The sequence below is a fragment of the Paraburkholderia sp. D15 genome (assembly GCF_029910215.1).
In the GTDB taxonomy this organism is placed as follows: Bacteria; Pseudomonadota; Gammaproteobacteria; order Burkholderiales; family Burkholderiaceae; genus Paraburkholderia.
Map to the genome: position 1 here is coordinate 524,459 of NZ_CP110395.1, position 23,300 is coordinate 547,758.

Annotated in this window: 18 protein-coding genes; 13 read left to right on the plus strand and 5 right to left on the minus strand. The window is 64.4% G+C overall.

The window, feature by feature from the left end; translation table 11 throughout:
* The first annotated feature begins 13 nt into the window (after nt 1-13).
* The 8 genes from LFL96_RS02295 to LFL96_RS02330 all read left to right on the plus strand — a co-directional run bounded on the left by LFL96_RS02295 (nt 14) and on the right by LFL96_RS02330 (nt 11,483).
* On the plus strand, nt 14-1,342 hold the full coding sequence (locus tag LFL96_RS02295) for an MFS transporter (RefSeq protein WP_280997575.1): 1,329 nt from the start codon (nt 14-16) through the stop codon (nt 1,340-1,342).
* 379 nt (nt 1,343-1,721) lie between these two features.
* Nucleotides 1,722-2,399 (plus strand): response regulator transcription factor, encoded by a 678-nt coding sequence (locus LFL96_RS02300; RefSeq protein WP_280997577.1) that lies wholly within the window; start codon nt 1,722-1,724, stop codon nt 2,397-2,399.
* A gap of 146 nt (nt 2,400-2,545) precedes the next feature.
* Complete coding sequence (locus LFL96_RS02305) at nt 2,546-3,235, plus strand: response regulator transcription factor (protein WP_280997579.1); 690 nt, start codon at nt 2,546-2,548, stop codon at nt 3,233-3,235.
* A gap of 129 nt (nt 3,236-3,364) precedes the next feature.
* A complete protein-coding gene (locus LFL96_RS02310; protein ID WP_280997581.1) occupies nt 3,365-4,009 on the plus strand; it encodes a response regulator transcription factor in 645 nt (214 codons plus the stop codon).
* A gap of 250 nt (nt 4,010-4,259) precedes the next feature.
* Entirely contained in the window at nt 4,260-5,006 is a 747-nt protein-coding gene (gene aqpZ, locus LFL96_RS02315) for an aquaporin Z (protein WP_280997583.1), read from the plus strand.
* A gap of 55 nt (nt 5,007-5,061) precedes the next feature.
* Nucleotides 5,062-9,558: a transporter substrate-binding domain-containing protein gene (locus LFL96_RS02320; protein WP_280997585.1), complete on the plus strand. Its 4,497-nt coding sequence runs from the start codon at nt 5,062-5,064 to the stop codon at nt 9,556-9,558.
* 372 nt (nt 9,559-9,930) lie between these two features.
* Nucleotides 9,931-10,365 carry a CHRD domain-containing protein gene (locus LFL96_RS02325; RefSeq protein ID WP_280997587.1) on the plus strand — a complete coding sequence of 145 codons (435 nt, stop codon included), beginning with the start codon at nt 9,931-9,933 and terminating at the stop codon, nt 10,363-10,365.
* A 152-nt stretch (nt 10,366-10,517) separates the two neighbouring features.
* On the plus strand, nt 10,518-11,483 hold the full coding sequence (locus LFL96_RS02330) for an alpha/beta hydrolase (RefSeq protein ID WP_280997590.1): 966 nt from the start codon (nt 10,518-10,520) through the stop codon (nt 11,481-11,483).
* Here the strand turns inward: LFL96_RS02330 and LFL96_RS02335 are convergent.
* Nucleotides 11,453-12,292: an EcsC family protein gene (locus tag LFL96_RS02335; protein WP_280997592.1), complete on the minus strand. Its 840-nt coding sequence runs from the start codon at nt 12,290-12,292 to the stop codon at nt 11,453-11,455. The genes LFL96_RS02330 and LFL96_RS02335 overlap by 31 nt on opposite strands.
* A 168-nt stretch (nt 12,293-12,460) precedes the next feature.
* Here LFL96_RS02335 and LFL96_RS02340 point away from each other — a divergent pair, with 168 nt between their 5' ends.
* Nucleotides 12,461-14,056: an MDR family MFS transporter gene (locus tag LFL96_RS02340; RefSeq protein ID WP_280997594.1), complete on the plus strand. Its 1,596-nt coding sequence runs from the start codon at nt 12,461-12,463 to the stop codon at nt 14,054-14,056.
* Between the two features lie 30 nt (nt 14,057-14,086).
* The gene (locus LFL96_RS02345) at nt 14,087-14,593 is read left to right on the plus strand and encodes a MarR family winged helix-turn-helix transcriptional regulator (RefSeq protein ID WP_280997596.1); all 507 of its coding nucleotides are present in this window, start codon (nt 14,087-14,089) and stop codon (nt 14,591-14,593) included.
* Nucleotides 14,594-14,712: 119 nt separating this feature from the next.
* Here the strand turns inward: LFL96_RS02345 and LFL96_RS02350 are convergent, their stop codons facing one another.
* Nucleotides 14,713-15,990, minus strand: coding sequence for an amino acid deaminase (locus LFL96_RS02350; RefSeq protein ID WP_280997598.1), 1,278 nt, complete (start codon nt 15,988-15,990; stop codon nt 14,713-14,715).
* 165 nt (nt 15,991-16,155) lie between these two features.
* Between LFL96_RS02350 and LFL96_RS02355 the strand changes: the two genes are divergently transcribed.
* Genes LFL96_RS02355 through LFL96_RS02365 form a run of 3 tightly spaced genes read left to right on the plus strand, consistent with a single transcriptional unit; the run spans nt 16,156 to nt 18,968 of the window.
* On the plus strand, nt 16,156-17,046 hold the full coding sequence (locus tag LFL96_RS02355; protein ID WP_280997600.1) for a MurR/RpiR family transcriptional regulator: 891 nt from the start codon (nt 16,156-16,158) through the stop codon (nt 17,044-17,046).
* A 3-nt stretch (nt 17,047-17,049) separates the two neighbouring features.
* Nucleotides 17,050-18,531: a D-aminoacylase gene (locus tag LFL96_RS02360; RefSeq protein ID WP_280997602.1), complete on the plus strand. Its 1,482-nt coding sequence runs from the start codon at nt 17,050-17,052 to the stop codon at nt 18,529-18,531.
* Between the two features lie 50 nt (nt 18,532-18,581).
* Nucleotides 18,582-18,968, plus strand: a complete 387-nt coding sequence (locus LFL96_RS02365; protein WP_281000882.1) for a RidA family protein — start codon at nt 18,582-18,584, stop codon at nt 18,966-18,968.
* Nucleotides 18,969-19,625: 657 nt separating this feature from the next.
* Here LFL96_RS02365 and queF read toward each other — a convergent pair.
* The 3 genes from queF to ilvA are packed head-to-tail and all read right to left on the minus strand — an operon-like array spanning nt 19,626 to nt 22,900.
* Nucleotides 19,626-20,450 (minus strand): NADPH-dependent 7-cyano-7-deazaguanine reductase QueF, encoded by an 825-nt coding sequence (gene queF, locus LFL96_RS02370; protein WP_280997604.1) that lies wholly within the window; start codon nt 20,448-20,450, stop codon nt 19,626-19,628.
* Nucleotides 20,447-21,349 (minus strand): 5'-nucleotidase, encoded by a 903-nt coding sequence (locus LFL96_RS02375; protein ID WP_280997606.1) that lies wholly within the window; start codon nt 21,347-21,349, stop codon nt 20,447-20,449. Before LFL96_RS02375 ends, queF begins: the two co-directional genes overlap by 4 nt.
* A gap of 27 nt (nt 21,350-21,376) precedes the next feature.
* The gene (gene ilvA / locus LFL96_RS02380) at nt 21,377-22,900 is read right to left on the minus strand and encodes a threonine ammonia-lyase, biosynthetic (protein ID WP_280997608.1); all 1,524 of its coding nucleotides are present in this window, start codon (nt 22,898-22,900) and stop codon (nt 21,377-21,379) included.
* Nucleotides 22,901-23,300: the final 400 nt, after the last annotated feature.

Here is a 23,300-nt window from a genome sequence, read left to right on the forward strand (position 1 = left end):
GAGGAGCGTTGTGATGAAAAACGTAACGGTTGACGGCACGCGGATGCCGGGCGAACGGGCGGCGAGCCATCGGTGGAAAGTGCTGGGGGTGGGATTTGCCGCGAACGCGAGTTTTTCCGCCGCGTTCTCGGGTATTCCGACCACGGCGGTCTTTCTGCGCTCGGGCTATCACCTCGGTAACGGCGGACTTGGGCTCGTGCTTGGCATGCTCGGCCTTGGGATTGCCGTCAGCGAATTGCCGTGGGGGTTGCTGACCGACCGCTGGGGCGACCGGCGCGTGTTGCTGCTCGGCCTGCTGACCACCGGCGCGGCGCTGGCCGGCATGGCGGCGTTCGTCGCGCCGTCCGCGGGCTACGTGCCGAGCGTGACGATGCTCGCGCTCGGGCTGCTGCTGGTCGGCTTGTTGGGCGGCAGCGTGAACGGGTCGAGCGGCCGCGCGGTGATGGCGTGGTTCCGCGAAGGCGAGCGCGGACTGGCGATGAGCATCCGCCAGACCGCCGTGCCCGCGGGCGGCGGCCTCGGCGCGCTGGTGCTGCCGGCGCTCGCGTCGCACTATGGTTTTGCCAGCGCGTATGCGGTGCTGGCGCTCGCGTGTGCGATCACGGCAGGGTTCACGTGGCACTGGCTGCACGAGCCGCCGCAGGCGACAGCGGACGCAACGGGCGCGGCGCGGGCGGCCACGCAAGGCTCGAACGCTGCGGCAGCTCACCATAAAAGCGCTCCGGCAGCCGCTTCGCCACTGCGCAACGTCGGCATCTGGCGCGTCGCCCTCGGCGCGGCGGCGCTGTGTGTGCCGCAACTCGCGGTCGTCACGTTCGGCACGGTGTTTCTGCACGACTTCAGCCGCGCCGGCGTGCTCGCGATCAGCGTGACGATGGCGGCGGTGCAAACCGGCGCCGCCGTCGCGCGGGTCTGGAGCGGCGGCTGGACCGACCGGCGCGGCAATCGTCGCGCATACATGCGGGCGTGCAGTCTGGTGACGGCGGGGTTGTTCGCGTCGCTCGCGCTCGTGACGGGGATCGTCGGCGCGCACCACGGCGCGGTGACGACGCTGTTCGCGGCGATGGTCGTGCTGGGCGGCGTGAGCGCGTCGGCGTGGCACGGCGTCGCCTTCACGGAACTCGCGACGCAGGCCGGCACGAGCCGCGCGGGTACCGCGCTGGCGATCGGCAACACCTGTGTCTTTCTCACGTTGTTCCTGACGCCGCTCGCGATTCCCGCGTTGCTGTCGGTCGGATCGTGGCCGATGGTCTGGGCGGTGGCGAGCGTCTGTGCGCTGATCGCGTGGCCGATCTTTCCGCGTGCGACGCGCGCGGCCAAGGTGAGCCGGGCGCCGGCGTGAGATGTCGTGCAGGCTGAGGCTGAAGCTGAAGCGTAACGTCGTGGCGTGCCACGACGGGGCACCGCAGACCACCGCGCACCGCTGACCGACGTGAGTGATTCAAATCGAATCCGTAATTGCCGCGTCGATTAGCCACAAAAAACCGCAAATATTCATTACGAGTATTTGCGGTTTTTTTGTTCATGAAGAAACGCATCGAACTAATAGGTTTTTACAGGATTAGGAACGCTCCGATATTCGTGCGATGACGGCAATGATTTTATGGCCGCCTTGGCGTGCTGATAGGCGTCGCCGGGCGGCCGTTACAGCGTGTGGGGAATATGTCGGATTATTCCCTTCAATCAGCTAATTGTCCTTACAACAAAAGCGAGAAATCCTGGTGAACCTCAGAATTATTCTGGCGGACGATCATCCATTCGTTCTCCTCGGCATTCGGGCCGCGCTCGAAGCGCGCGCGGGTGTCAAGATCGTCGGCGAAGCGGCCACGCCGACGGCATTAATCGCGTTACTGCAGGGCACGCCGTGCGACGTGCTCGTCACCGATCTCTCGATGCGCGAGCCGCATGGCGGCGCGCAAGACGGGCTCGGCCTGATCCAGCGGATCCGGCGCGACTGGCCACGCTTGCGCGTCGTCGTGATCACCACGCTGATGAACACGGCGATCCTGCGCGCGATCGTGTCCGACGGCGCGGTCAGCACGCTCGGCAAGGTCGAGCCGATGGAAGAACTGTGGCGCGCGATCGAAGCGGCCAGACGCGGCGAAGTGCACCTGGGGCGTTCCATCGCCGAAGCGCTCGCCCAGCCGGGCGACGACGAAGTGCCGCCCGCGCCGGCGCCCATGCCTGCGCCACGGTTGTCGTGGCGTCAGGCGGAAGTCGTCCGGCGTCTCGCCGACGGCCAGTCGGTCGCGGAAATCGCGGCGGCGCTCGGTTGCGAGCGCCGCTCGGTCAACCGGCAGCGTCGCGAAGCGATGTACAAGCTCGGCGTCACGAACGAACCGGGCCTGTTCGCATGGCTGCGCGCCTACGGAATGACCGACTTTGAGTCGCATATCTAATCAATCGATTGGCCCAACCGGCCGTGGCCGTTCCGGCGCGTATCCGGAGCGTCCGAAAGGTGGCGCCGGGAAAAGTCCAACCAACGCGGCGGGGACGGCTGGGCTGTCCGCGCCGGCGCGAAGTCAAGATAGGGGGAAAGTAATCGATGAACGACGTCGCTGAAACAGGCACGCCCGTCAGAGCCATCATTGCCGACGATCATCCGCTGGTTTTGCTGGCGATCGACAATCTGATCGGCGGCTATCCGAACATGCAGGTCGTCGGACGCGCGGCCGACGCCACCGAACTCTTCGCGGAAGTGGCGCGCAACCCGTGCGATCTGGTGCTGATGGACCTCTACATGCCCGGCGGTGTCGACGGCAACGGGCTCGAAGTCGTCGCGCAGTTCAAGCAGCGTTATCCGGCCGTGCGCCTCGTGGTGCTCACCATGGAGACCGACGCGAGCGCGTTGCAGAAAGTCATCGCGCTCGGTGTCGACGGATTGATCAGCAAGCGCGACCGCATCGATCTGATTCACGTGGCGATCGTCACGGCGCTCGCGCGCGAATGCTTCGTCGGACCGGCGGTGCGCGCGCTGATCGCCGAGGCGACCGTGATTCAGCGCCTCGATTTCGTGCGCGCCGTGCTGTCGCGCCGCGAACTGGAGGTGTTTACACACTACGCCTCGGGACTCGGCGTGACCGAGATCGCCGCGCGCCTCGGCCGTAGCGTCAAGACAATCAGCGCGCAGAAATGCACGGCCATGCGCAAGCTCGCGTTGCAGACGGACGCCGAGCTGTTCCGCTTCGCCGTCGAGCACGGCGTGGTCGCCGAGGAGCGCGCGCAAGGCCGCTGACGGACGCGCAAGGGTGTAGTGAGCGTAAGAGGGGTCGCGCGATGCGGGCGCGACTTGTCAGAAGCAGGTTTGGCGGCCCGGGGAAGCATGAGAGATGCTGGGTTAGCCAATCGATACGACAACAAGAACATGAAACGAAAAATTCGCGTCATCGTGGCCGACGATCACGACTGCGTTCGCGTCGGCGTCCAGCGGTTGCTGCGGGCCGCGCCGCATATCGAAGTGGTCGGCGAGGCGGCCGATACCTATGGTCTGGCCGAACTGCTCGACGCCCGTGCGTGCGACGTGGTCGTGTCGGACGTCAGCATGCCGGGCATCGACGGCGGCAGCAACGCCGTTTCCTTTCTACGCCGGTTGCTTCGCGGGCGGCCCCATCCGTGCGTCGTCGTGCTCACGATGATCTGCCACGCGCACATGTTGTCCGGCCTGCTGCACATCGGCGTGGGCGCGATCGTCGACAAGCGCGACGTCGCCGGCGCGCTGATCGAGGCGATCGAAGCCAGCGTGGCCGGCCGCGTGTTTCTGTCGGAACAGGCGCGCGTCGCGATGGAAACGTCGAATACGCCCGTGCAACTCGGCGCGGGCGTATTGAGCGCGCGCGAATGGGAGGTCTTCCAGCTTTATGTGCAGGGCCATGCGGTTCACGAAATCGCGACCCGTCTGCAGCGCAGCGGCAAAACCATCAGCACGCAGAAGCGCAGCGCGATGCGCAAGCTCGGACTGGAGACCGAGTCCGATCTGATCGACTACGCGCGGCAGATTGGCTTGACGTGATAGTGAGCTGGCATGTGGCTGCGCTTCGGGATGTGATTGTTTTTTTATTAAATTATTTAGGAATCCGCTGATTGTGATGGCGAGGCCGTCATTTCATAGTTCTGAGTTCACTGCGGCCCGGCTGCCTGCTTGCACGACCCATGCGTTGGTATGGCCGTGTCGGCCAAGGCGGCGCGCAGCGTAGTCAGGCTGACGTCTCGTTGCAATCGTGTACTGCCGTCCGCCTTGTCCGAAGAAACTGGGAGGCGGCATGGTCGTGCTGGGTAAGCGGTTGGTGGCCGAAGGCGTCGGGACGGCATGGCTGGTGTTCATCGGCTGCGGCAGCATCGTGTTGTGTACCGGCACGGTGCAGCAAGGCTACTGCGCGCTGGAGGTGGCGTCCGCGTTCGGGCTCGCTTTCGCCACCGGCCGCTATCTGTTTGGCGGCACGTCCGGCGCGCATTTCAATCCGGCCGTCACTATCGGTTTCACGGTCGCACAGCGGTTTCCCATCAGAGACGTGGTGCCGTACATCGCCGCGCAGATTCTCGGCGCGATTGCGGCGTCGGCGCTGCTGGCCTACATCGCGAACGGCCGGCCGGGTTTCGTGGTCGGCGCGAGCGAATTCGCGGCGAACGGGTTCGGCGATCATTCTCCTGCCGACTACCAGCTGCATTCGGTGTTCGTCGCCGAGTTCGTGCTTTCCGTCGTCCTGGTCCTCGCGAACCTGTTGATCGAGGCCCGGCGTGAGAGCGCGTCGACCGCCGCGCTCGTCGGCGGCGTGTTTCTGATGCTGGTCTATCTGGTGTCCATTCCCATCACCAACGGCTCCGTCAATCCCGCGCGCTCCACCGCGCAGGCCTTGTTCGTCGGCGATTGGGCGCTGGATCAGTTGTGGTTGTTCTGGGCGGCGCCCCTGATGGGCGGGGTAGTGGCCGGCATGCTGTTCTCCTTTCTGCATCGCAAGTCCGACCTGACGGCCGTCGCGCTCGCAGACAGTTCAGGCGACACCGAGTGAGCGGCAACGCGTGTCGTCGACTGTGCGGATCTTCCCGCCTTGGCAGCGTAACGCGATGAGGCGCGTTTTCCGTCGTCTGTCGCTGTGTCTGCTCGCATTGTTTTTCCTGTGCGTGGGGCAGGAGCCGGGTTTCGCCCAGGCTTCCGGCGACGTCGCGCGTGCCGAGGGTACGCGCGAGGTCCCGGCGAAACTCGTCGTCGGCGTACTCGCCGGGGGCTGGCTGCCGTTCGAGTCGTTACAGGACGGCGCGCTCTCCGGCATGAGCATCGACTATCTACGCGCGCTGCTCGGCCCGGATACGCGGATTGAAGCCCAAACCTTTCCAGACTTGCCGCATCTGCTCGCCGCCGCTTGCGCGGGGCAGGTCGATCTGGTGACGAGTATCGCGCGTACGCCGGAGCGTGAGCGGTGCCTGAAATTTACCGCGCCGTATTTCCGCTCGTCGGTGTCGGCGGTGGTTCGCCGCGACGGCGAAACTTATACGACGTCAACGCAGTTGCGCGCCACACGCATCGCCGTCGAAAAGAGTTTTGCACTCGAGCGCCTGCTGCGCGAGCGTTTTCCGCGAGCACGTTTCCAGACCTTTGCCAATACGCGTGCCGCGCTCGACGCGGTGGTGCTCGGTCACGCTGATGTCTATCTCGGTTTTACGCCGACCGTGCGCCATGCACTCGCCACCGAGGATTTCCGCGCGCTGCACGTGGCGTTCGAAGAGGCCAGCAAAACCTCGGAACTGCGCTTCGGCGTGCCGCCTGGCCAGATCGCGCTGCGCGACCGGCTCAACCGCGCGCTCGCGTCGCTCGATCCCGCGCACGACGCGGCCCTGCGTGCACGCTGGCTGTCCGGCAACTTCGACGCGCAACCCGTGCCCGGCGTGCCGAGTCTTCTGCTCACGCCACAGGAAAAATCCTGGCTCGCGTCCTTGCCGCCATTGCCGGTCGGATTCGATAGCGGCTGGCCGCCGTTCAGCTATGTCGACGACGCCGGTCGTCCGTCGGGCGTCGCCGCCGACTATCTCTCCTATCTGAGCCGCACATTGGGCATCGTGTTCACTCGTGCGCCGATCGGAAATTGGCCCGCCACGATCGAAGCCTTCCAGCGCGGTGAACTCGCGCTGGTCGCGACGGCGTCCAGCGGCGATCCGAGGCTCAAGGACGCACGGTTTAGCCAGCCGTACGAGAGCTACCCACTGGTTATCGTCGGTCGCGACGACGAGCCGGTCGCGCGTTCGCCCGGCGACTTCGCGGCGCGCCGGATCGTGGTGCCATCGCATATCGCCGGTGCCGCGCCGCACGCGCTCGAGGGTATCGAGCCGGGACACATCGCGATCACGCCCAGTCTCGACGATGCGCTCGCCATGGTCGCGGCGAACGAGGCGGACGTACTGATCGGCAACGTCGCGGCGGTCGACATCGCGCTCAAGCGCCGCTATGACAACGTGCTCAAGATTCTCGGCATGGCCGGCGATGCCGACGCGCTCAGCTTCGCCGTGCGCGCAGACCTGAGTCCACTCGACCAGTTGATCGATCGTGCGTTGCGGGCCATGCCGCTGGCGGAGAGACAGCGCATCAGGCAGAAGTGGATCAATGGCCGCGAGCCGGAAACGGGCACGTGGAGCGTGACCGCGCTTCGATTGCTGCCGTTGCTGATCGGCATCGGCGTTGTCTTGCTGGTGACGCTGCGCGCCTGCCTGTTGCTGCAGCATGAGGTTCGCCTGCGTCGCAAGATCGAACGCGATCTGGCGTTGCAACTGAGCTTCCAGGAAACCATGATGAAGATGGTGCCCTATCCGCTGGTCGCGAAAGACTTCGACGGGCGTTACATCGCCGTCAACCAGGCGTACGAGGAAGCTTGCGGACTGCCGCGTGAAGCGGTGATCGGACGCACCGCGACCGAAGTCCAGTGCTGGGGAGAAGCCAACAGCCGCATTCTCGACAGGATGACTCGCGAGATGCTCAAGGGCGGCGAAACCGCGCAGGCGGAACTGCAGTTCGAGCGCAAGGACGGCGATCTGCGTCACGGTCTGTTCTGGACCAGCAGTTGCCGGGACAGCGACGGCAAGCCGGTTTGCGTGCTCGGCACCATGGTCGATATCACCGACATCCGCCGCGCCGAAATGCTCGCGCGCGAAACCGAGCGGCGTCTGTTCGACGTGACGCGCTCATTGCCGGCCGTGGTGTTCCAGCTACGCCGTACAGCGGACGGCGTGTACTCGTTTCCGTATATCGGCGGCGATACGCGGCATCTGCCGGGTGGCGTCGGCGCGGCGAATCCCGGCAAGGTCGACTTCAGGCGCGTGTGCGAGCAGGACCGCGGCTTTGTGATCGCGGAACTGGAGCATTCGGCGCGTTGCGAGACGCCGGTGCATCTGGAGTTTCGCTTCAAGGGGGACGGCGGACTGAGCTGGGTGCGTGCGGAACTGGTGCCGCGTCGCGAAGCGGCCGGCAGTGTCGTGTGGAGCGGTTTCTGGGTCGACGCGAGCGTCGAACGCGCGCGCTCCGAGGAATTGGCGCGGGCGCGCGACGTGGCCGAGGCCGCCTCGCGCGCCAAGGACGATTTTTTCGCGATGATGAGCCATGAAATCCGCACGCCGATGAACGGCGTGCTGGGTCTCGTCGAAGTGCTGGAGCGCACGCCGCTTAACGCGGATCAGAGCGAAATGCTGAGCATGATTCACGAGTCGGCCGGCGCGTTGCTGCAAATCCTCGACGATCTGCTCGACTATTCGAAGATCGACGCCGGTCGGCTCACCATCGAGGCCGAGCCCATCGACATACGCGAACTGGTCGATAACGCGGTCGGCCTGCTCGCGGGCCGCGCGCACGAGAAGGGGCTGAAAGTGCGCGTGGATATCGCGCCGCAGGTCGCCGCGCTGGTGCGGGGCGACAGCGTGCGCTTCCGGCAGATTCTGTTCAATCTTCTCGGCAACGCCATCAAGTTCACGCCGGCGGGCGAGGTCGACGTGCGCGTGTCGGTCGTCGCGCAAACCGATGGCGCGCAGACGCTTGAAATGACGGTGGCGGACACGGGTATCGGCATTGCGCCCGACGTGCAGGCGAAGCTTTTCGAGCCGTTCGTGCAGGCGGAGTCATCGACCACGCGCCGGTTCGGTGGCACCGGGCTCGGCTTGACGATCTGCCGCAAGCTGATCGAACTGATGGAGGGCTCGCTCGCGCTGCAGAGCGAACCCGGTTGCGGCACGCGCATGACCGTGCGGCTCGGCATGCCGGTCGAGGCGTTGCATTACTCGGTCAGCGCGTTGCGTGGCAAGCGCGCGGTCGTGGTGACCGGCGACGTGCGCGTCGCCCGGGCTCTCATGCATTTCGGCAAGGCGCTTGGGCTCGAACTGCGTCATGTCGCGCCTGGCTCGGACGAACTCGGCGACCGCCTGATGTTTGCCAGGCTGGACCTGTTATTCGCGACCGAAGACGTGCGATTGCCGGAAGGCGTTCTGCCTGCCTCGCGCATCGTCTGTCTGACGGAAAAGCCGAAGCCCACCGGTTATCGCATCATCGACGACAAGGTGCGGGTTAGCGTCAATCCGATTTCCTGGCGCGGGCTCGGCGCCGCGTGTGCGGCGGCGCTGACCGGGCTGCCGACAGTGGCGCCGCGTCTCGCGGGCATGCGCTCCGCCGAAGGCGGCGCCGTGCCGCCGGACCGGGAGCGCGCGATTGCCAGCGGCCGCTTGATCCTCGTCGCGGAGGATCATCCGGTCAATCAGGAGTTGATCCGTCATCAACTGGCGCTGCTCGGCTTTGCCTGCGATGTCGCGAACGATGGCGCCGAGGCGTTGGCCGCACTGGAGCATACCCGCTACGGCTGTTTGATCACGGATTGCCATATGCCGAATCTGTCCGGCTACGAACTCACACGGCGGATTCGCGCGAAAGAGGCGAGCGGCGAGCATCGTTTGCCGATTCTGGGCATCACGGCGAACACGGCACCGGAAGATCTGAATCTGTGCCGCGAAGCAGGCATGGATGACAGCCTCGTGAAACCGACGCGGCTCGCTACGTTGCGCGATTATCTGAGCCGCTGGTTCGGCGCGAGTGTTGGTACCAGCGCCGGCGTGGGCTCGGGCATCGGCTCCGGTTCGATAAACAGCGGCGGCACCGATTCCGCAGCGCACGACTCACCCGCCGAGGCGACGAGCGCGTCGATTCCCGCAGTCCAGCCGTCCACAGGTAGCGCACAGCAGGGCAGCGAACCGTTCACGCCGGTCGATCTCAGCTATATGACGCAACTGTGGGGCAGTGAATCGACGGTCAAGGCGTTGCTCGATTCGTTCGTCTCGTCGGTGCGCGAGGATATGGCGGCGTTGGCGCCGCTGCTCGAGCAAAAACAGACCGAACGTGTGCGGGAATGGCTGCATCGGGTGGCGGGCGCGGCGAGCGTGTTGCAATATTCGCCACTGTTCAAGGCGCTCGAAGCATATCGCCGCGACATCAGCGGCATGTCGCCGGAACAGGTGCGCGTGGATGGGCTGGCACTGATCTCGACGTGCAATGCCATGCTCGACGGCATCGAGCAGCAGGCAGCGTTGTTGTCCTGATGGCGCGTGCCATGCCGCGGAAAAAACGTGGACGAAAACGCAGCACTCAACGCGTGCAAGAAACGCACAACGAACAACGCGCAACAAAAAACGCAGGCGAAAAAAAACGCGGCCGAAGCCGCGTTAAAGATTTGGAGACATCCTTCGATGAAGGAGTCACTTCTCGCAGACGGAAGCATAGCCGGGTTAGCCCCAATTATTCACCACAAAATACGCAAATAACTGTTTGAAGAAATCGTACGAGCGCGTCATCGCGCTGACCGATCCGCTGTCCCCAAAATCGCCATCGTCCGGAAATTTGAACTAGTATGTGGTGGCCCCGCGCGCTGCCGAACACGTCGGTGCGGCGGTGCATCAAGTCCGGAGAAGACCATGATTGCGCTGCGAAAATTGAATCTGGCTGTGGTGGTGTGGGCGTTGGCGTCGGGTGCCGCGTTCGCGGATACGGTGGCGTTGAAGGCGGATCTCGAACCGTCGAGCGAAGTGCCGCCGCGTGTGAGTCACGGGCACGGCATGCTGAACGCCACGTTCGATACCTCGACCAAATCCTTGCAATGGACCGTCACGTACGAAGGCTTGAGCGGTCCCGCGACCGCCGCGCACTTCCACGGTCCGGCGCCGGTGGGGCAGAACGCCAAGGTGCAGGTGCCGATCGACAAGGACGCGCTGGCCAGTCCGATCAAGGGCTCGGCGGCGCTCACCGAACAGCAGGTGACCGATCTGATGGCTGGGCAGTGGTACTTCAACGTCCACACCGCGCAGAATCCGACCGGTGAGATTCGCGGCCAGGTTTTGCCGGCGAATTAATCCCGCGCCACCTTTGACTCCGCCGGTAAATCGCGCCGTGCCGCACCGGCCGCGATTTGCCGGTAACGTTTTCAGGATTAGAAGCCGCTGCCCACCGGCGCCGCCGCGAACGCACGTACCATGGCGGGACCTCAACGAAGGAGAGCGTCCCGATGAGCTGGCAAAGCGCACTCGCATGCTGGTATCTGCGCCGGCAGTTTCGCCCTGAAACTCAGAAGCCGCGTATCAACGTCGAACGGGCGCGGGCGCTGACCGCGAAACGGGTATGGTCGCCGCGCGTGCCTGGCGGCTGGCGTCTGCGTGAGTTGTACAGCGCTAACGACACGCCCTTGCGAGGCGAATGGCTCGAACCCGCGAGCGAATCGTCATCGCTTCGCGACGGCCCCACCGTGCTGTATTGCCACGGCGGCGGCTACTACTTCTGTTCTCCGCAAACGCATCGCGCGCTGGTGTTCGGCCTCGCGACGCGCGCCGATGCCGCCGTCTTTTCGCTCGGCTACCGGCTCGCGCCCGAGCATCGTTTTCCGGCCGCGCTGGATGACGCCACCGCCGCGTATCGTCGATTGATCGCGGACGGCATCGCACCGAAGTCGATCGTGATCGCCGGCGATTCGGCCGGCGGTGGGCTCGCGCTGGCCACCCTGGTGGCGTTGCGGGACGCCGGCGATCCGCTGCCGGCCGGCGGTCTGCTGTTCTCGCCGTGGACCGATCTCGCGGCGACGGGCGACAGCATCCGCACCAACGATGGCCGAGACCCGATGTTCAGCGGTCCCGCGATCGGTCCGGCCGCGAAGCTGTATCTGGGCGACACGCCCGCCACGCATCCGCATGCGTCGCCGGTCTACGCGGACCTGCACGGTTTGCCGCCGCTCTTCATGATGGCGGGCGACACCGAAGTGTTGCTCGACGACTCCCGGCGTGTGGCCGACAACGCGCGAGCGGCGGGCGTCGAATGCGAATTCGAGGTGTGGAAAAACGTGCCGCACGTGTGGCCGATCTTCACGCCGTTCCTGCCCGAAGCGAAGCGCGCGCTCGATCGTTCGGCAGCGTTCGTGCGGCGCGTGACGAGCGGCGCCGCGCCGTCCACTCAGCCGTCGAGCGCGATGTCGATGGTTTGATAGGCCGCTTCGATCACTGCCTCGCCATACTGCCGCTCCAGCCGCCGCACGGTGAAGTGGCCGTGCGCGACCTGCTGGAAATGGTCGATGAACACCGTGTTGACCATCGCGCCGAGTACCGCGCCGATCGCCGGAATCGATTTCGCGGCGATCTGTTCGCTGACCTGCACCGAGAAGCGCGCGGCGATGGTGTTGAGCAGGCGAAGCAAGGCCGCCGAGCCATGCGCGGTGAAACCCTTCGTCGCGATTTCGGACGACGCCTTCGACACCGCCTGCGCCAGCGCGCCGCGCATGATGAAGTAGCCGAAGTCGGCGTCGTCGTCGGCGCTGGAGGTGCCGCCCATGCCGAGCACGGTCAGGCATTGCAGCTGGGTATCGATCGAGCTCAGATCCTCGCCCTCGCTGCGCGCAATGTCGCAGATCGAGCGGAACATCAGCGTGGTCGTCACCGGCAACTCCACCGGCAGCGCGAACAGCCCGAACGCCCCGCCGGCCGCGCCGGTGGTCGCCACCGCGAACTTGTGCAGCAGGTTGCTCGGCCGGTCGGGCACGATCAACGGCGCCGCGTCGCGCCGGCCGAGCGTGCGCAGCGCGATCGACAGGCATTTGCGCAAGGCCAGCTCGGTGGCGTCGGTGACCTTGGCGTTGGCGAACGCCGGCATGCGCGACATCAGCTTCTCCAGCGGCGAACCGACGATGCTGGCCAGTTTCATCGCCAACGCCGGGCTTTCCAGTTCGTGTTTGGCGCGCCGCAGTGCGGCGAGGTCTTCGTCCGATAAGGATTGTGCTGCGAGCGAACTCGGCTCCATGTGCCTCCCTTGGCGTCATGTGGGTTCATTCGTGATTCTTCAGTCGATTTCCGGCCGGTTTGGCCGACCCACCGCTACGGTAAACCGTCGTGGCGAGTCCCTGCTTAGAGCGCAACACCGTGGTATGATTCCCAATCATTTGACGAGTCAACTGTTGCTCTATCAAAAATGGCTGTCCATACCGCCGCCCACCATTCGAGTGGGCAAGTCTTACCGTTCCGTGAATCGCTACTGGCGATGCTCGGCATCTCCTTCGTCACGATGCTCGTCGCGCTCGACCAAACCGTGGTCGGCACCGCGCTGCCCACCATCGTGGCCGAACTCAAGGGCTTCGAGCTGTACGCGTGGGTCGCCACGTCGTATCTGCTGACCTCGGTCATCACCGTGCCGATTTTCGGCCGGCTCGGCGATTACTACGGGCGCAAGCCGTTCGTGATCGCGTCGATCGTCGTGTTCACCGGCGCGTCCGTGCTGTGCGGCGCGGCGAACAGCATGCTGTTCCTCGTGCTCGCGCGCGGGCTGCAAGGCATCGGCGGCGGCATGCTGGTCGGCACCGCGTTCGCGTGCATCCCCGATCTGTTTCCCGACTCCGTGGTGCGTTTGCGCTGGCAGGTGCTGATGAGTTCGGCGTTCGGCATCGCCAACGCGGTGGGGCCGTCGCTCGGCGGTTTCCTCACGCAGTACTACGGCTGGCGGTCGGTGTTCTATGTGAATCTGCCGGTCGGCTTGCTGTCGTTGTTTTTTGTCTGGCGTTTTCTGCCGCACCTCCGGCATGTCGAGCACACAGGTAAGATGCGGCTCGACTGGCCCGGCGCCGCGTTGATCGCCGTCGCGCTCGGCTCGCTGCAACTGTTCGTCGAATTGCTGCCCAAGCATGGCGTCACGCTGGGCGCACTCGCGCTGCTCGTGTTGAGCGTCGCGTCCGCCTACGCGCTGTGGCAATGGGAAAAGCGTTGCCCGACCGCGATCCTGCCCGTCGACATGTTCCGCAATCGCAGCCTGGCCGCGCTCTTCACGCTGGCCGTGCTGGGCGGCTTCTCGATGTTCTCGCTGCTGTTCTACGCGCCGCTGCTGTTCCAGGGCGGCTTCGGCATGTCGCCGAAAGAAGCGGGGCTGGTGATCACGCCACTGGTGGTGTTCATCACGATCGGCAGTATCGCGAACGGGCGGATCGTGTCGCGTGTGCGCAATCCGAATCTGATGCTGTACGTCGGTTTCGCGCTTCTCGCATTCGCCTGTCTCGGCGTGGTCGTCGCGACGCGCGCGATGCCGCAATGGCTGCTGATGTCGTTCATGGTGATCGGCGGATTGGGGCTGGGCTTCGTGATGCCGAATCTGACGATCTTCGCGCAGCAGACCGCCGGCCGCGAGCACCTTGGTATCGCGACAGCGCTGCTGCAGTCGCTGCGGATGATCGGCGGGATGATCGGCACGGCGTTGACCGGCACGCTGGTCACGCATATGTACGCGAGCGGCGTGCGCAGCGCGCTGGAGAACGACCACGCGTCGCAATGGTTCAACGATCTCGGCGATCCGCAGATCCTGATCAATCGCGACGCGCAGGACACCTTGCTCGGTCAGTTGACGCACGCCGGCCACAACGGCGCGATGCTGCTCGAAAGCGCGCGCGAGGCGCTCGTCGCGGCGATCCATCTCGGGCTCGCGATGGCGGCGGTGATTGCCGTGGTGTCGGTATGGCAAAGCCGCCGGGTGCCGCCGGTCAAGCTGCAACGCAAGCTCGAACCGGTGATTCACGCGGATTGATATTCAGACTTACCGTTTTACTGAAAGGCTATGGAAGAACAGGATCACGTCGCCGTCATGCAGCAATTCGGGCGCACTTACCGGGCGTTCATGTCGGCGTTCGAGGCGCAGGTCGGCCACCCGTTGCCGCGCTGGCGTATCCTGCTCGCGCTGCACGATCAGGACGGCGAGTCGTCGCAGAAGCGGCTGGTGGAGCGTTTGCGGGTGGATCCGGGCGCGCTGACGCGGCAATTGAAAGCGCTCGAAGGGCTCGGCTGGATCGCCCGCAGCATGGACGAGCGCGACAACCGCGTGACCAATGTGCGGCTGACCGACGCCGGTATGGCCGCGATCCGCGAAAGCCTGCCGCGCCGCAAGGTGTTCATTCACGACACCATGGCGGCGTTGCCGGACGACGTGCTGGGCGCGCTGTCGGGTGCGTTGAAGATGCTCGAAGCGCGGATCGGCGAAGTGGTCTCGGAGGCGAACGACGTGCCGGATGCGGCCGCCACGCAACCGGCCGGTGCAACTCACGAAGAAGCGCCGGCGAGAAGTTAAGCCGTTGCGGCTCGACGCGCCGCCGCGACGTGTCGATCAGAGCCTTGATGCAAAGCCCCGCCTCGCGAACAGCGCGCCTCACTTGATCACGAGACGAGGCGCGCCACTCACTCCCAACCTCAGAAAAACGTCTCGATCACTTCGGTGACGCGATAAGCCGGATCGACCACCAGCACCTGACGCCACTTGTCGAACGTCAGGCAGGGGTGCGAGATGTCGAACGCGATCATGTCGCCCACCTTCAGATCGGCGCCGGCGGGAATCCGCAGGTAGGCGTGCTGATCCATCATCCCGAAGATTTCCCAGCCTTCGCTCGCCTCGACGTCGCGCGGCGCTTCGTTGCCCGGGCGATAGTGACGCGACGGTTCCGGCATGCCCGCGTCGAACGCGGCGTCGCGTTTGCCGAGGCCGATGATCGCGCGGTCCGGTTCGGGGATCGACTGCACGTACGCCCACAATTGCAACGCCGGCAGCAAACCTTCGCCCATCTTTTTGGCCACCGGATTACGCGCGAAGATATCGGTCTGCGCCTTGCGGTAGACGCCCACGTCATGCGTCAAATAGCAGCCGGGGCGCAGCACGACCTCGACCTTGCCGGTTTCCGACGCCTTCACGAATTCCTCCGCGACCACGTCGTACCAGGCCGAACCCGCGCCCGACAACACCGCCGGCGTGCGCGCGAAGCGGTCTTCGTCGACGAGCGCGCGCGTGATCGCGACCGCGCTTTGCAGGAACTCGCGCACTTCGTGTTCTTCCTTCAGCACGCCCTCGTACAACTCGACGCCGGCCAGCTTCAGCACATCCGGATAGCGCGCGATCGCATCGAGCACCGCGGTGCGCTGCGCGTCGTCGCGCACACCCGTGCGGCCGCCCGGCACGCCGAGTTCGAGCAACACCTGCAGGGGCTTCTTCACCGACGTGAAGAACTCGCCCAGTTGCTCGACACCTTCCACGGAATCGACCAGACAGAAGAACTCGAAGTCCGGGTCGCTCAGCAACTCGGCGACCATCATCATGTTGTGGCGGCCGACCAGTTGATTGGCCATCAGCACGCGCGACACGCCGCCGTGATAGGCGGCGCGCACCTGATGCGCGGTGGCGAGCGTGATGCCCCACGCGCCGGTTTCCAGTTGGCGGCGGAACAGTTGCGGCGCCATGGTGGTCTTGCCGTGCGGCGCGAGCTTGACACCGTATTCCGCGACGAACGCCTGCATCCACTTCAGATTGTGTTCCACGCGATCCGCGTAGAGCACGGCAGCCGGCAAGCTCACGTCCTCGTTCAGCAGGTTCCATTCGAGACGCGCGGCATCCATCAACTGGATGCTGGTGCCCGGAACCATGCCCAAGCCCTTGCTATAAGGATCAATCGTTGCGCCCTGATAGTTTGTAACTTTCATGTCTCCCAGCTCCATCGTCCAGTTAAATTGAATCAAAGTTGACTTTAGCATGTTACCGAAAGTACGATGATCGCAGAAATGTTATTTAGTACCACGGCGTGCGCGGTCCGCTGAGGAAGTGGTTTTTTCCCGGCCGGGCGTCCGCGCGGCATCCCACAGTCTGCAATGAACTCAACCGCCGAACCGCTGGCTTTCGATATCGTCGCGCGCATCGCGGAATGCGCGCCGGAGCTGCGCTCGGCCGAACGCAAGGTCGCCGCGCTGATTCTCGACGACCTGACGGGCGCTTCGCGCGCCAGCATCGGTGCGCTGGCGCAGCAGGCCGAGGTGAGTGTCGCGACCGTCACGCGCTTCGCGAAGGCCGTCGGTTGCCGGGATGTGCGCGAGTTGAAGCTGCGCCTCGCGCAGGCGGCTGCCGTCGGTCAGCGCTTCCTGCAGGCGGGTGGCGCAAGCGACGCGCCCGAGCCGATCGCCACGCGTGTGTTCGACGAATTGCAGACGGCGCTCGCGCATAACCATCAACTGTTACGGCAGGCGCCGTTCGGCGAAGCGGCGGCTGCCTTGCGCGCCGCGCGGATGATCTACGTGTTCGGCATGGGCGGCGGTTCGACCGCACTCGCCGACGAGATGCGCTTTCGCCTCGTCAGGCTCGGCCGGCCGGTCGCGACGTATCAGGACGGCTTGCTGCAGCGCATGGTGGCGAGCACGGTGTCGCGCGAATGCGTGGTGATCGCGCTGTCCACCACCGGGCGCGTGCCGGAGATGCTGGAGAACTGCAAGATCGCGCGCAGCTACGGCGCGAGCGTGATCGCGTTGACCGCGCCGGCGTCGCCGCTGGCCAGGGTTGCCGATTGGGTGATCCCGATCGTCGCGTTCGAAACCGATTTCATTTACAAGCCGTCGTCGTCGCGCTACGCGATGATGATGGCGCTCGATGTGCTCGTCACCGAACTCGCCGTCAGCCAGGGCGACGAGAGCCGCGAATTGCTGCGCCGCATGAAGCACGCGCTCGACGCGCACCGCGGCGGCGGCGATCGACAACCGTTAGGAGACTGATCCATGCATTCGCATCCCGAAGCTGCCGATACGCTGATCGTCGGCGCGCAACTGTATGACGGCACGGGCGCGCCGCCGGTGGAGCGCGACGTGGCGATTCGCGACGGCCGCATCGTCGCGATCGGCAATCTGTCGAACTGGCTGGCCGAGGAGGTCATCGAGGCCGACGGGCGCGCGCTGGCGCCGGGTTTCATCGACGTGCACACGCACGACGACACTCACGTGATCCGCTCGCCGCAGATGCTGCCGAAGATCACGCAGGGCGTGACCACGGTGATCGTCGGCAACTGCGGGATCAGCGCGTCGCCGGTGGCGTTGAAGGGCGAGCCGCCGGACCCGATGAACCTGCTCGGCGAGCGCGACGCGTTCCAGTACCCGACCTTCGCCGCGTACGTCGACGCGGTGAACGCCGCGCGTCCGGCGGTGAACGTCGGCGCATTGATCGGCCATACGGCGTTGCGCAGCAATCACATGGACCGGCTCGACCGCGCGGCGACATCGGAGGAAATCGACGGCATGCGCGCGCAGCTCGAAGAGGCGCTGGCGCATGGCGCGCTGGGGTTGAGCAGCGGCCTCGCATATGGTTCGGCGTTCGCCGCGCCGACCGAAGAGGTGGTGGCGCTGGCCGAGCCGCTCGCGGCGGCCGGTGCGCTCTACACGACGCACATGCGCACCGAGTTCGACGCGATTCTCGATGCGATGGAGGAGGCGTATCAGGTGGGCCGGCACGCGCACGTGCCGGTGGTGATTTCGCATCTGAAATGCGCGGGGCCGTCTAACTGGGGGCGCAGCGAAGAGGTGCTGAAGTCGCTGGAAGGCGCGCGGCGTTTGCAGCCGGTCGGGTGCGATTGTTATCCGTACAACCGCAGTTCGTCGACGCTGGATCTGAAGCAGGTGACGGGCGACATCGACATCACGATTACGTGGTCGGAGCCGCATCCGGAGATGGCGGGCAAGCTGGTGCGGGAGATCGCGGCCGAGTGGGGCGTCACGCAGCAGGAGGCGGGCAAGCGGCTGCAGCCGGCGGGCGCGGTGTATCACAACATGTCGGAGGAAGACGTCCGGCGGATTCTGTCGCATCCCGCGACGATGGTGGGATCGGACGGATTGCCGAACGATCCGCTGCCGCATCCGCGGTTGTGGGGCGCGTTTCCGCGGGTGCTGGGGCATTACGCGCGCGACGCGGGGTTGTTGCCGCTGGAAGAGGCGGTCCGCAAGATGACCGGCTTGTCGGCGCGCCGGTTTGGCTTGGCGCAGCGTGGCGAGGTGCATGTCGGGTATCACGCGGATCTGGTGCTGTTCGATCCGAAGAAGGTGCGGGATGTGGCGACATTCGAGAAGCCGCAGCAGGCGGCGGACGGCATCGATGCCGTGTGGGTGAATGGTGTGCTGTCGTACCGGAATGGCGAGGTGACGGGTGAGCGCGCGGGGCATTTTGTGGCGCGGGGCGCGGCGTCGAAGGGCGATGCGCAGGGCGCGTTCTGATTTTTCTGGATTGATTTTTTCTGACTGTATTCTGATTAAGGAGTGTGATGATGAAGCGATATGGCGTTGAAGGTGGGAAGGGGACGGGTGGTCAACATATGCCGTTTGCGCGTGCGGTCGAGGCGGATGGCTGGTTGTTCGTTTCCGGGCAGACGCCGATGGAAAATGGCGAGGTGATCAATGGCGGGATTGTTGAGCAATCGCACAAGGCGATTCAGAATGTTTTTGCCATTTTGAAAGAAGCCGGCTATGGCGCCGAAGATGTTGTTCGCTGTGGCGTTTGGCTCGATGATCCTCGGGATTTTGCTTCGTTTAATAAGGTTTTTCGGGAGTATTTTGGGGATAATCCGCCTGCGCGGGCTTGTGTTGTTTCTTCTATGGTGATTGATTGTAGGGTTGAGGTTGATTGTGTGGCTTATAAAAAACCGACGGTTTAAGTGGGGTTTTGGTCTTTTCTTGTATTGTTAGTGGTCTATTAGTGTCGCCCCTGTGCGGGGCTGGCACTTACTTTCTTTGCCGCCGCAAAGAAAGTAAGCAAAGAAAGCGGCTTCACACCGCTAATTCTTAAGCGGATCCCCCGCACAGCCACGGTAGCGGCCCATCTGGAATCCGTGTTCTCGCACATTCCGCCTCGGTGACACAGCAGTCATGCTTCCGGCGGCGCTTCGCGCGCCCCCGGGTCCATCAAACGCCGCCCTCCGTCGTTCTGACCGCGGCATTTCAATCCCCTCGATTTTTCCGGCGCCTCGCCGAGGCGCAGCCGACGGCCCCACCCACCCCAAACGAAGCCCCTGGTCCTGAGCGGACCGCTCCGGCGAGCGCGTGCGCGAGTCGGGATGAATGACGGCTTTGTCACTGACGCGGAATGTGCGAGAGCACGGATTCCAGATGGGCCACTACTGTGGCTGTGCGGGGGACCCGCTTAAGAGTTAGCGGTGTGAAGCCGCTTTCTTTGCGTACTTTCTTTGCGGCGGCAAAGAAAGTAAGTGCCTGCCCCGCACAGGGGCGACGCCAATAGACCACTAACAATACAAGGAAAGGCCAAAACCCCAAAAAAACAAAAAAACCAACCCCGCCTCGCGTCAAAAAAATATTTACTGCCGCGCCAACCTAAAATTATCCGGCATCGCCAAATTATAGTTGGTACGAAAAGGATTAATATCAAGCCCACCCCGCCGGGTATACCTCGCATATACCGCCAACTTAACAGGCTTACAAACCTTCAAAATATCAATAAAAATCCTCTCAACGCACTGCTCATGAAACCCGGTATGATTCCGATAGGAAATAACATACCGCAATAACCCCGCATGATCGATCTGCGGCCCAACATAATGAATCTGCACCGAACCCCAATCCGGCTGCCCAGTCACCGGACAATTGGATTTCAACAGATTGGAAAAAACCGTCTCCTCAACCGGCGCCTCATCAAGCGCAGCGCTCAGCAACGAAGCATCCGGCTGATAAACCTCGGCCTCCAGATCCAGCCGGTCCAGCGCCGTCCCCGCAAACTCCTCCATCCGCAACTTTCCGAATTCGTACGGCGCCGTCAATTGCACCGACACCGTCGCCCCACACGATGCCGACACGTCCCGCTTGATCGTGTCCTTCACCACATCGATCGATTCGAACGACGTCTGCGCGAACGACCCCAGATAAAGCTTGAACGACTTCGATTCGACGATATTCGGTGAATCCGCCGGCACGAAAAACGTCGCCACCGCAATCTGCGGCTTGCCGCGCGCGTTCAGCCACGACAGTTCATACGCGTTCCAGATGTCGGTGCCAAAGAACGGCAACTGCGCGCCAATCCCGATCGCCTCGCGCGCATTCCTGCGCGCAATCGGAAACAGCAGTCCGGCGTCGTACTGCTCGGTGTATGTGGAGGCCTTGCCCAGCGGTGATTGTTCGGGTGTCATGATGCGTTCACGATGCCACTCATCACGTGCCCCGTCGCCGTCACGACGCGGGCCGATTCGCAGTGGCCAATTTGGTCGTCGAAGAAAAAGTCCGGCTCGAACTCGCGCAAAAATGCGCTCTTGTCGAGGCCGCCGAGGAACATCGCTTCGTCGATTTCGATGTTCCACGCCATCAAGGTACGGATCGCCCGCTCATGCGCCGGCGCCGATCGCGCCGTCACCAATGCCGTACGAATATGCATCGGCGACGCTTCGTCCGCGAGTTTTTGCAGCCGGTGCAGCGCTTCGAGCAACGGCTTCAACGGCCCATCCGCGAGCGGTAAATCCTTATTGTGAATCTCGTGACCGACAAACGCGCGCAGCCCGTCCTTCTGGAACACGCGCTCGGCTTCGTCGGAAAACAGCACCGCGTCGCCGTCGAAGGCAATGCGGATCTCGTCCGGATACGTGCTCGCCATTTTCGCCGATTCGGGCAACACGCGCGCAGCCGGAAAACCGGCAGCCAGCGCGTCGCGCACGTCGCCCTGATTCGCGGACAGAAACAGCGACGCGTTCAGCGGCTTCAGATAACCGAACGGCGGCCGCCCACGCGTGAACACGCCGCGCTCGATCGCGAGCCCGTGTTCGCGCGCCGAATGAAACGCGCGCAGCCCGCTGATCGGATCGCTGCGCGACAGAATCACCACTTCCACGCGATGCCCGCCGGCGTTCAAGGCCAGCAGCTTGCGGATCAGCGGAAACGCCACACCGGGTTTGGCGGGCACGTTCAGCCGCGCGCGCTGCAACGCTTCGTATTCTTGCAGGTTGCCTTCCTCGTACACGCGGTTCTCTTCCTCGAAGTCGAACAGCGCGCGCGACGAGATGGCCACCACCAGTTTGTCGACGAGCGAAAGTGCCATCGTAGTGTGACGGTCCTTGATTGAGGATCAGGCGAGAAACAGGCGATACACCGGGTTCTGCGTCTCTTCCCAGTACGGATAACCCAGCGTCGCGAGAAACTGGTCGAACGCGGCGTTCTCGCTCTCCGGCACCTGGATGCCGACGAGAATCGAGCTGTAGTCCGCGCCCTGGTTCCGGTAATGGAACAGGCTGATATTCCAGTTCGGCGCCATCGACGACAGGAACTTCATCAACGCGCCCGGCCGTTCCGGAAACTCGAAACGGAACAGCCGTTCGTCATGCGCAAGCGGCGAACGGCCGCCGACCATGTAGCGGATGTGCTGCTTCGACAGTTCATCGAAGGTCAGGTCGACGGTGGCGAAACCGTGCGCCTCGAACGCGCCCGCGATCTGCGCGGACTCGCTGCGATTGCGGATCTGCACGCCGACGAAGATATGCGCGGAGTTCGCATCCGCGATCCGGTAGTTGAATTCGGTGACGCTGCGGGTGCCGACCAGTTCGCAGAAGCGCCTGAAGCTGCCGCGCTCTTCGGGGATCGTCACCGCGAACACCGCTTCGCGCGCTTCGCCGACCTCGGCGCGTTCGGCGACGAAACGCATGCGGTCGAAATTCATGTTCGCGCCCGACGTGATCGCGATCAGCGTCTGGTTCTCGATGCCTTCACGCTCGGCATACTGCTTCGCGCCGGCCACGGCGAGCGAGCCCGCCGGTTCAAGCACGCTGCGCGTGTCCTGGAAGACATCCTTGATCGCGGCGCACAACGCGTCGGTGTTCACGGTGAGCACGTCGTCGAGATATTCGCTGCACAGCCGGAAGGTTTCCTCGCCCACGAGCTTGACCGCCGTGCCGTCCGAGAACAGGCCCACTTCATTCAGCGTGACCCGTTCGCCCGCTTTCAGCGAGATCGCCATCGCGCACGAATCGTCGGTCTGCACGCCGATCACCTTGATCTCCGGACGCACCGATTTCACGTACGCGGCCACGCCCGCCGCGAGCCCGCCGCCGCCGATCGGCACGAAGATCGCGTGGATCGGCCCCTGGTGCTGGCTGAGAATCTCCATCGCGACGGTGCCTTGTCCCGCGATCACGTACGGGTCGTCGAACGGATGCACGAAGGTCAGGCCGCGTTCTTCCTGCAGCTTCACCGCGTGGCCGTAGGCATCGCTGTACGACTCGCCGAACTGCACGACCTCGACGGTCGGGCCGCCGTGCGCGCGCACGGCGTCGACCTTCACCTGCGGCGTCGTCACCGGCACGACGATGATCGCCTTCACGCCCATGCGTGCCGCCGACAGCGCCACGCCCTGCGCATGATTGCCCGCCGATGCGGTAATCACCCCACGCTCCAGCGCCTCGGCCGGAATGTGGGCCATCTTGTTGTACGCGCCGCGGACCTTGAACGAGAACACCGGCTGGTTGTCCTCGCGTTTCAGATAGACCGGATTGCGAAGCCGCGCCGACAGGTTCGGCGCGCGTTCGAGTTCGGTCTCGCGGGCCACGTCGTAGACGCGCGCGGTGAGGGTTTTTTTCAGGTAGTCGTGGGAGGCCATGCGGGTGGCGCGGTGCGCTTCGTGGGACGGGAAAGGGTCAATGATAGCGCCAACGCCGAGTGCGCCGACCGTCTGTCACCCGTGCGCCTGCCGTACGCTGGACGTGTACCGGCCGTATGTCCGCTGTGCCGCCGCTATGTCGTCGCGGTGTCGTCGCTGTGCCGTCGCCGTGTCCCCGCGCGCATCCCTACGGCATCCCTGCCTCGTCTTTGCAGCTTCTCCAGCCGTGTCCTGGCCAGTTCCGCGCCGCCCGCCGGCCGGTCGTCGACAGCGTCGGCGTCGCGCGCCTCGTGGCAAAGAGGGCTGCCCGACCGTCCGGTCGGTAAATTGGCGAGCCCTTCGTCGCCCGTGCACAACCGGGCGATCCGATGCGAAAGGGCGTCAATCCCCGCCACGGGCC

Excerpts from the sequence above, each read along its gene's own strand:
- LFL96_RS02295 (WP_280997575.1), top strand. The coding sequence starts at position 14 with ATGAAAAACGTAACGGTTGACGGCACGCGGATGCCGGGCGAACGGGCG.
- LFL96_RS02305 (WP_280997579.1), top strand. The coding sequence starts at position 2,546 with ATGAACGACGTCGCTGAAACAGGCACGCCCGTCAGAGCCATCATTGCC.
- LFL96_RS02310 (WP_280997581.1), top strand. The coding sequence starts at position 3,365 with ATGAAACGAAAAATTCGCGTCATCGTGGCCGACGATCACGACTGCGTT.
- aqpZ (WP_280997583.1), top strand. The coding sequence starts at position 4,260 with ATGGTCGTGCTGGGTAAGCGGTTGGTGGCCGAAGGCGTCGGGACGGCA.
- LFL96_RS02320 (WP_280997585.1), top strand. The coding sequence starts at position 5,062 with ATGAGGCGCGTTTTCCGTCGTCTGTCGCTGTGTCTGCTCGCATTGTTT.
- LFL96_RS02325 (WP_280997587.1), top strand. The coding sequence starts at position 9,931 with ATGATTGCGCTGCGAAAATTGAATCTGGCTGTGGTGGTGTGGGCGTTG.
- LFL96_RS02330 (WP_280997590.1), top strand. The coding sequence starts at position 10,518 with ATGAGCTGGCAAAGCGCACTCGCATGCTGGTATCTGCGCCGGCAGTTT.
- LFL96_RS02335 (WP_280997592.1), bottom strand. The coding sequence starts at position 12,292 with ATGGAGCCGAGTTCGCTCGCAGCACAATCCTTATCGGACGAAGACCTC.
- LFL96_RS02340 (WP_280997594.1), top strand. The coding sequence starts at position 12,461 with ATGGCTGTCCATACCGCCGCCCACCATTCGAGTGGGCAAGTCTTACCG.
- LFL96_RS02345 (WP_280997596.1), top strand. The coding sequence starts at position 14,087 with ATGGAAGAACAGGATCACGTCGCCGTCATGCAGCAATTCGGGCGCACT.
- LFL96_RS02350 (WP_280997598.1), bottom strand. The coding sequence starts at position 15,990 with ATGAAAGTTACAAACTATCAGGGCGCAACGATTGATCCTTATAGCAAG.
- LFL96_RS02355 (WP_280997600.1), top strand. The coding sequence starts at position 16,156 with ATGAACTCAACCGCCGAACCGCTGGCTTTCGATATCGTCGCGCGCATC.
- LFL96_RS02360 (WP_280997602.1), top strand. The coding sequence starts at position 17,050 with ATGCATTCGCATCCCGAAGCTGCCGATACGCTGATCGTCGGCGCGCAA.
- LFL96_RS02365 (WP_281000882.1), top strand. The coding sequence starts at position 18,582 with ATGAAGCGATATGGCGTTGAAGGTGGGAAGGGGACGGGTGGTCAACAT.
- queF (WP_280997604.1), bottom strand. The coding sequence starts at position 20,450 with ATGACACCCGAACAATCACCGCTGGGCAAGGCCTCCACATACACCGAG.
- LFL96_RS02375 (WP_280997606.1), bottom strand. The coding sequence starts at position 21,349 with ATGGCACTTTCGCTCGTCGACAAACTGGTGGTGGCCATCTCGTCGCGC.
- ilvA (WP_280997608.1), bottom strand. The coding sequence starts at position 22,900 with ATGGCCTCCCACGACTACCTGAAAAAAACCCTCACCGCGCGCGTCTAC.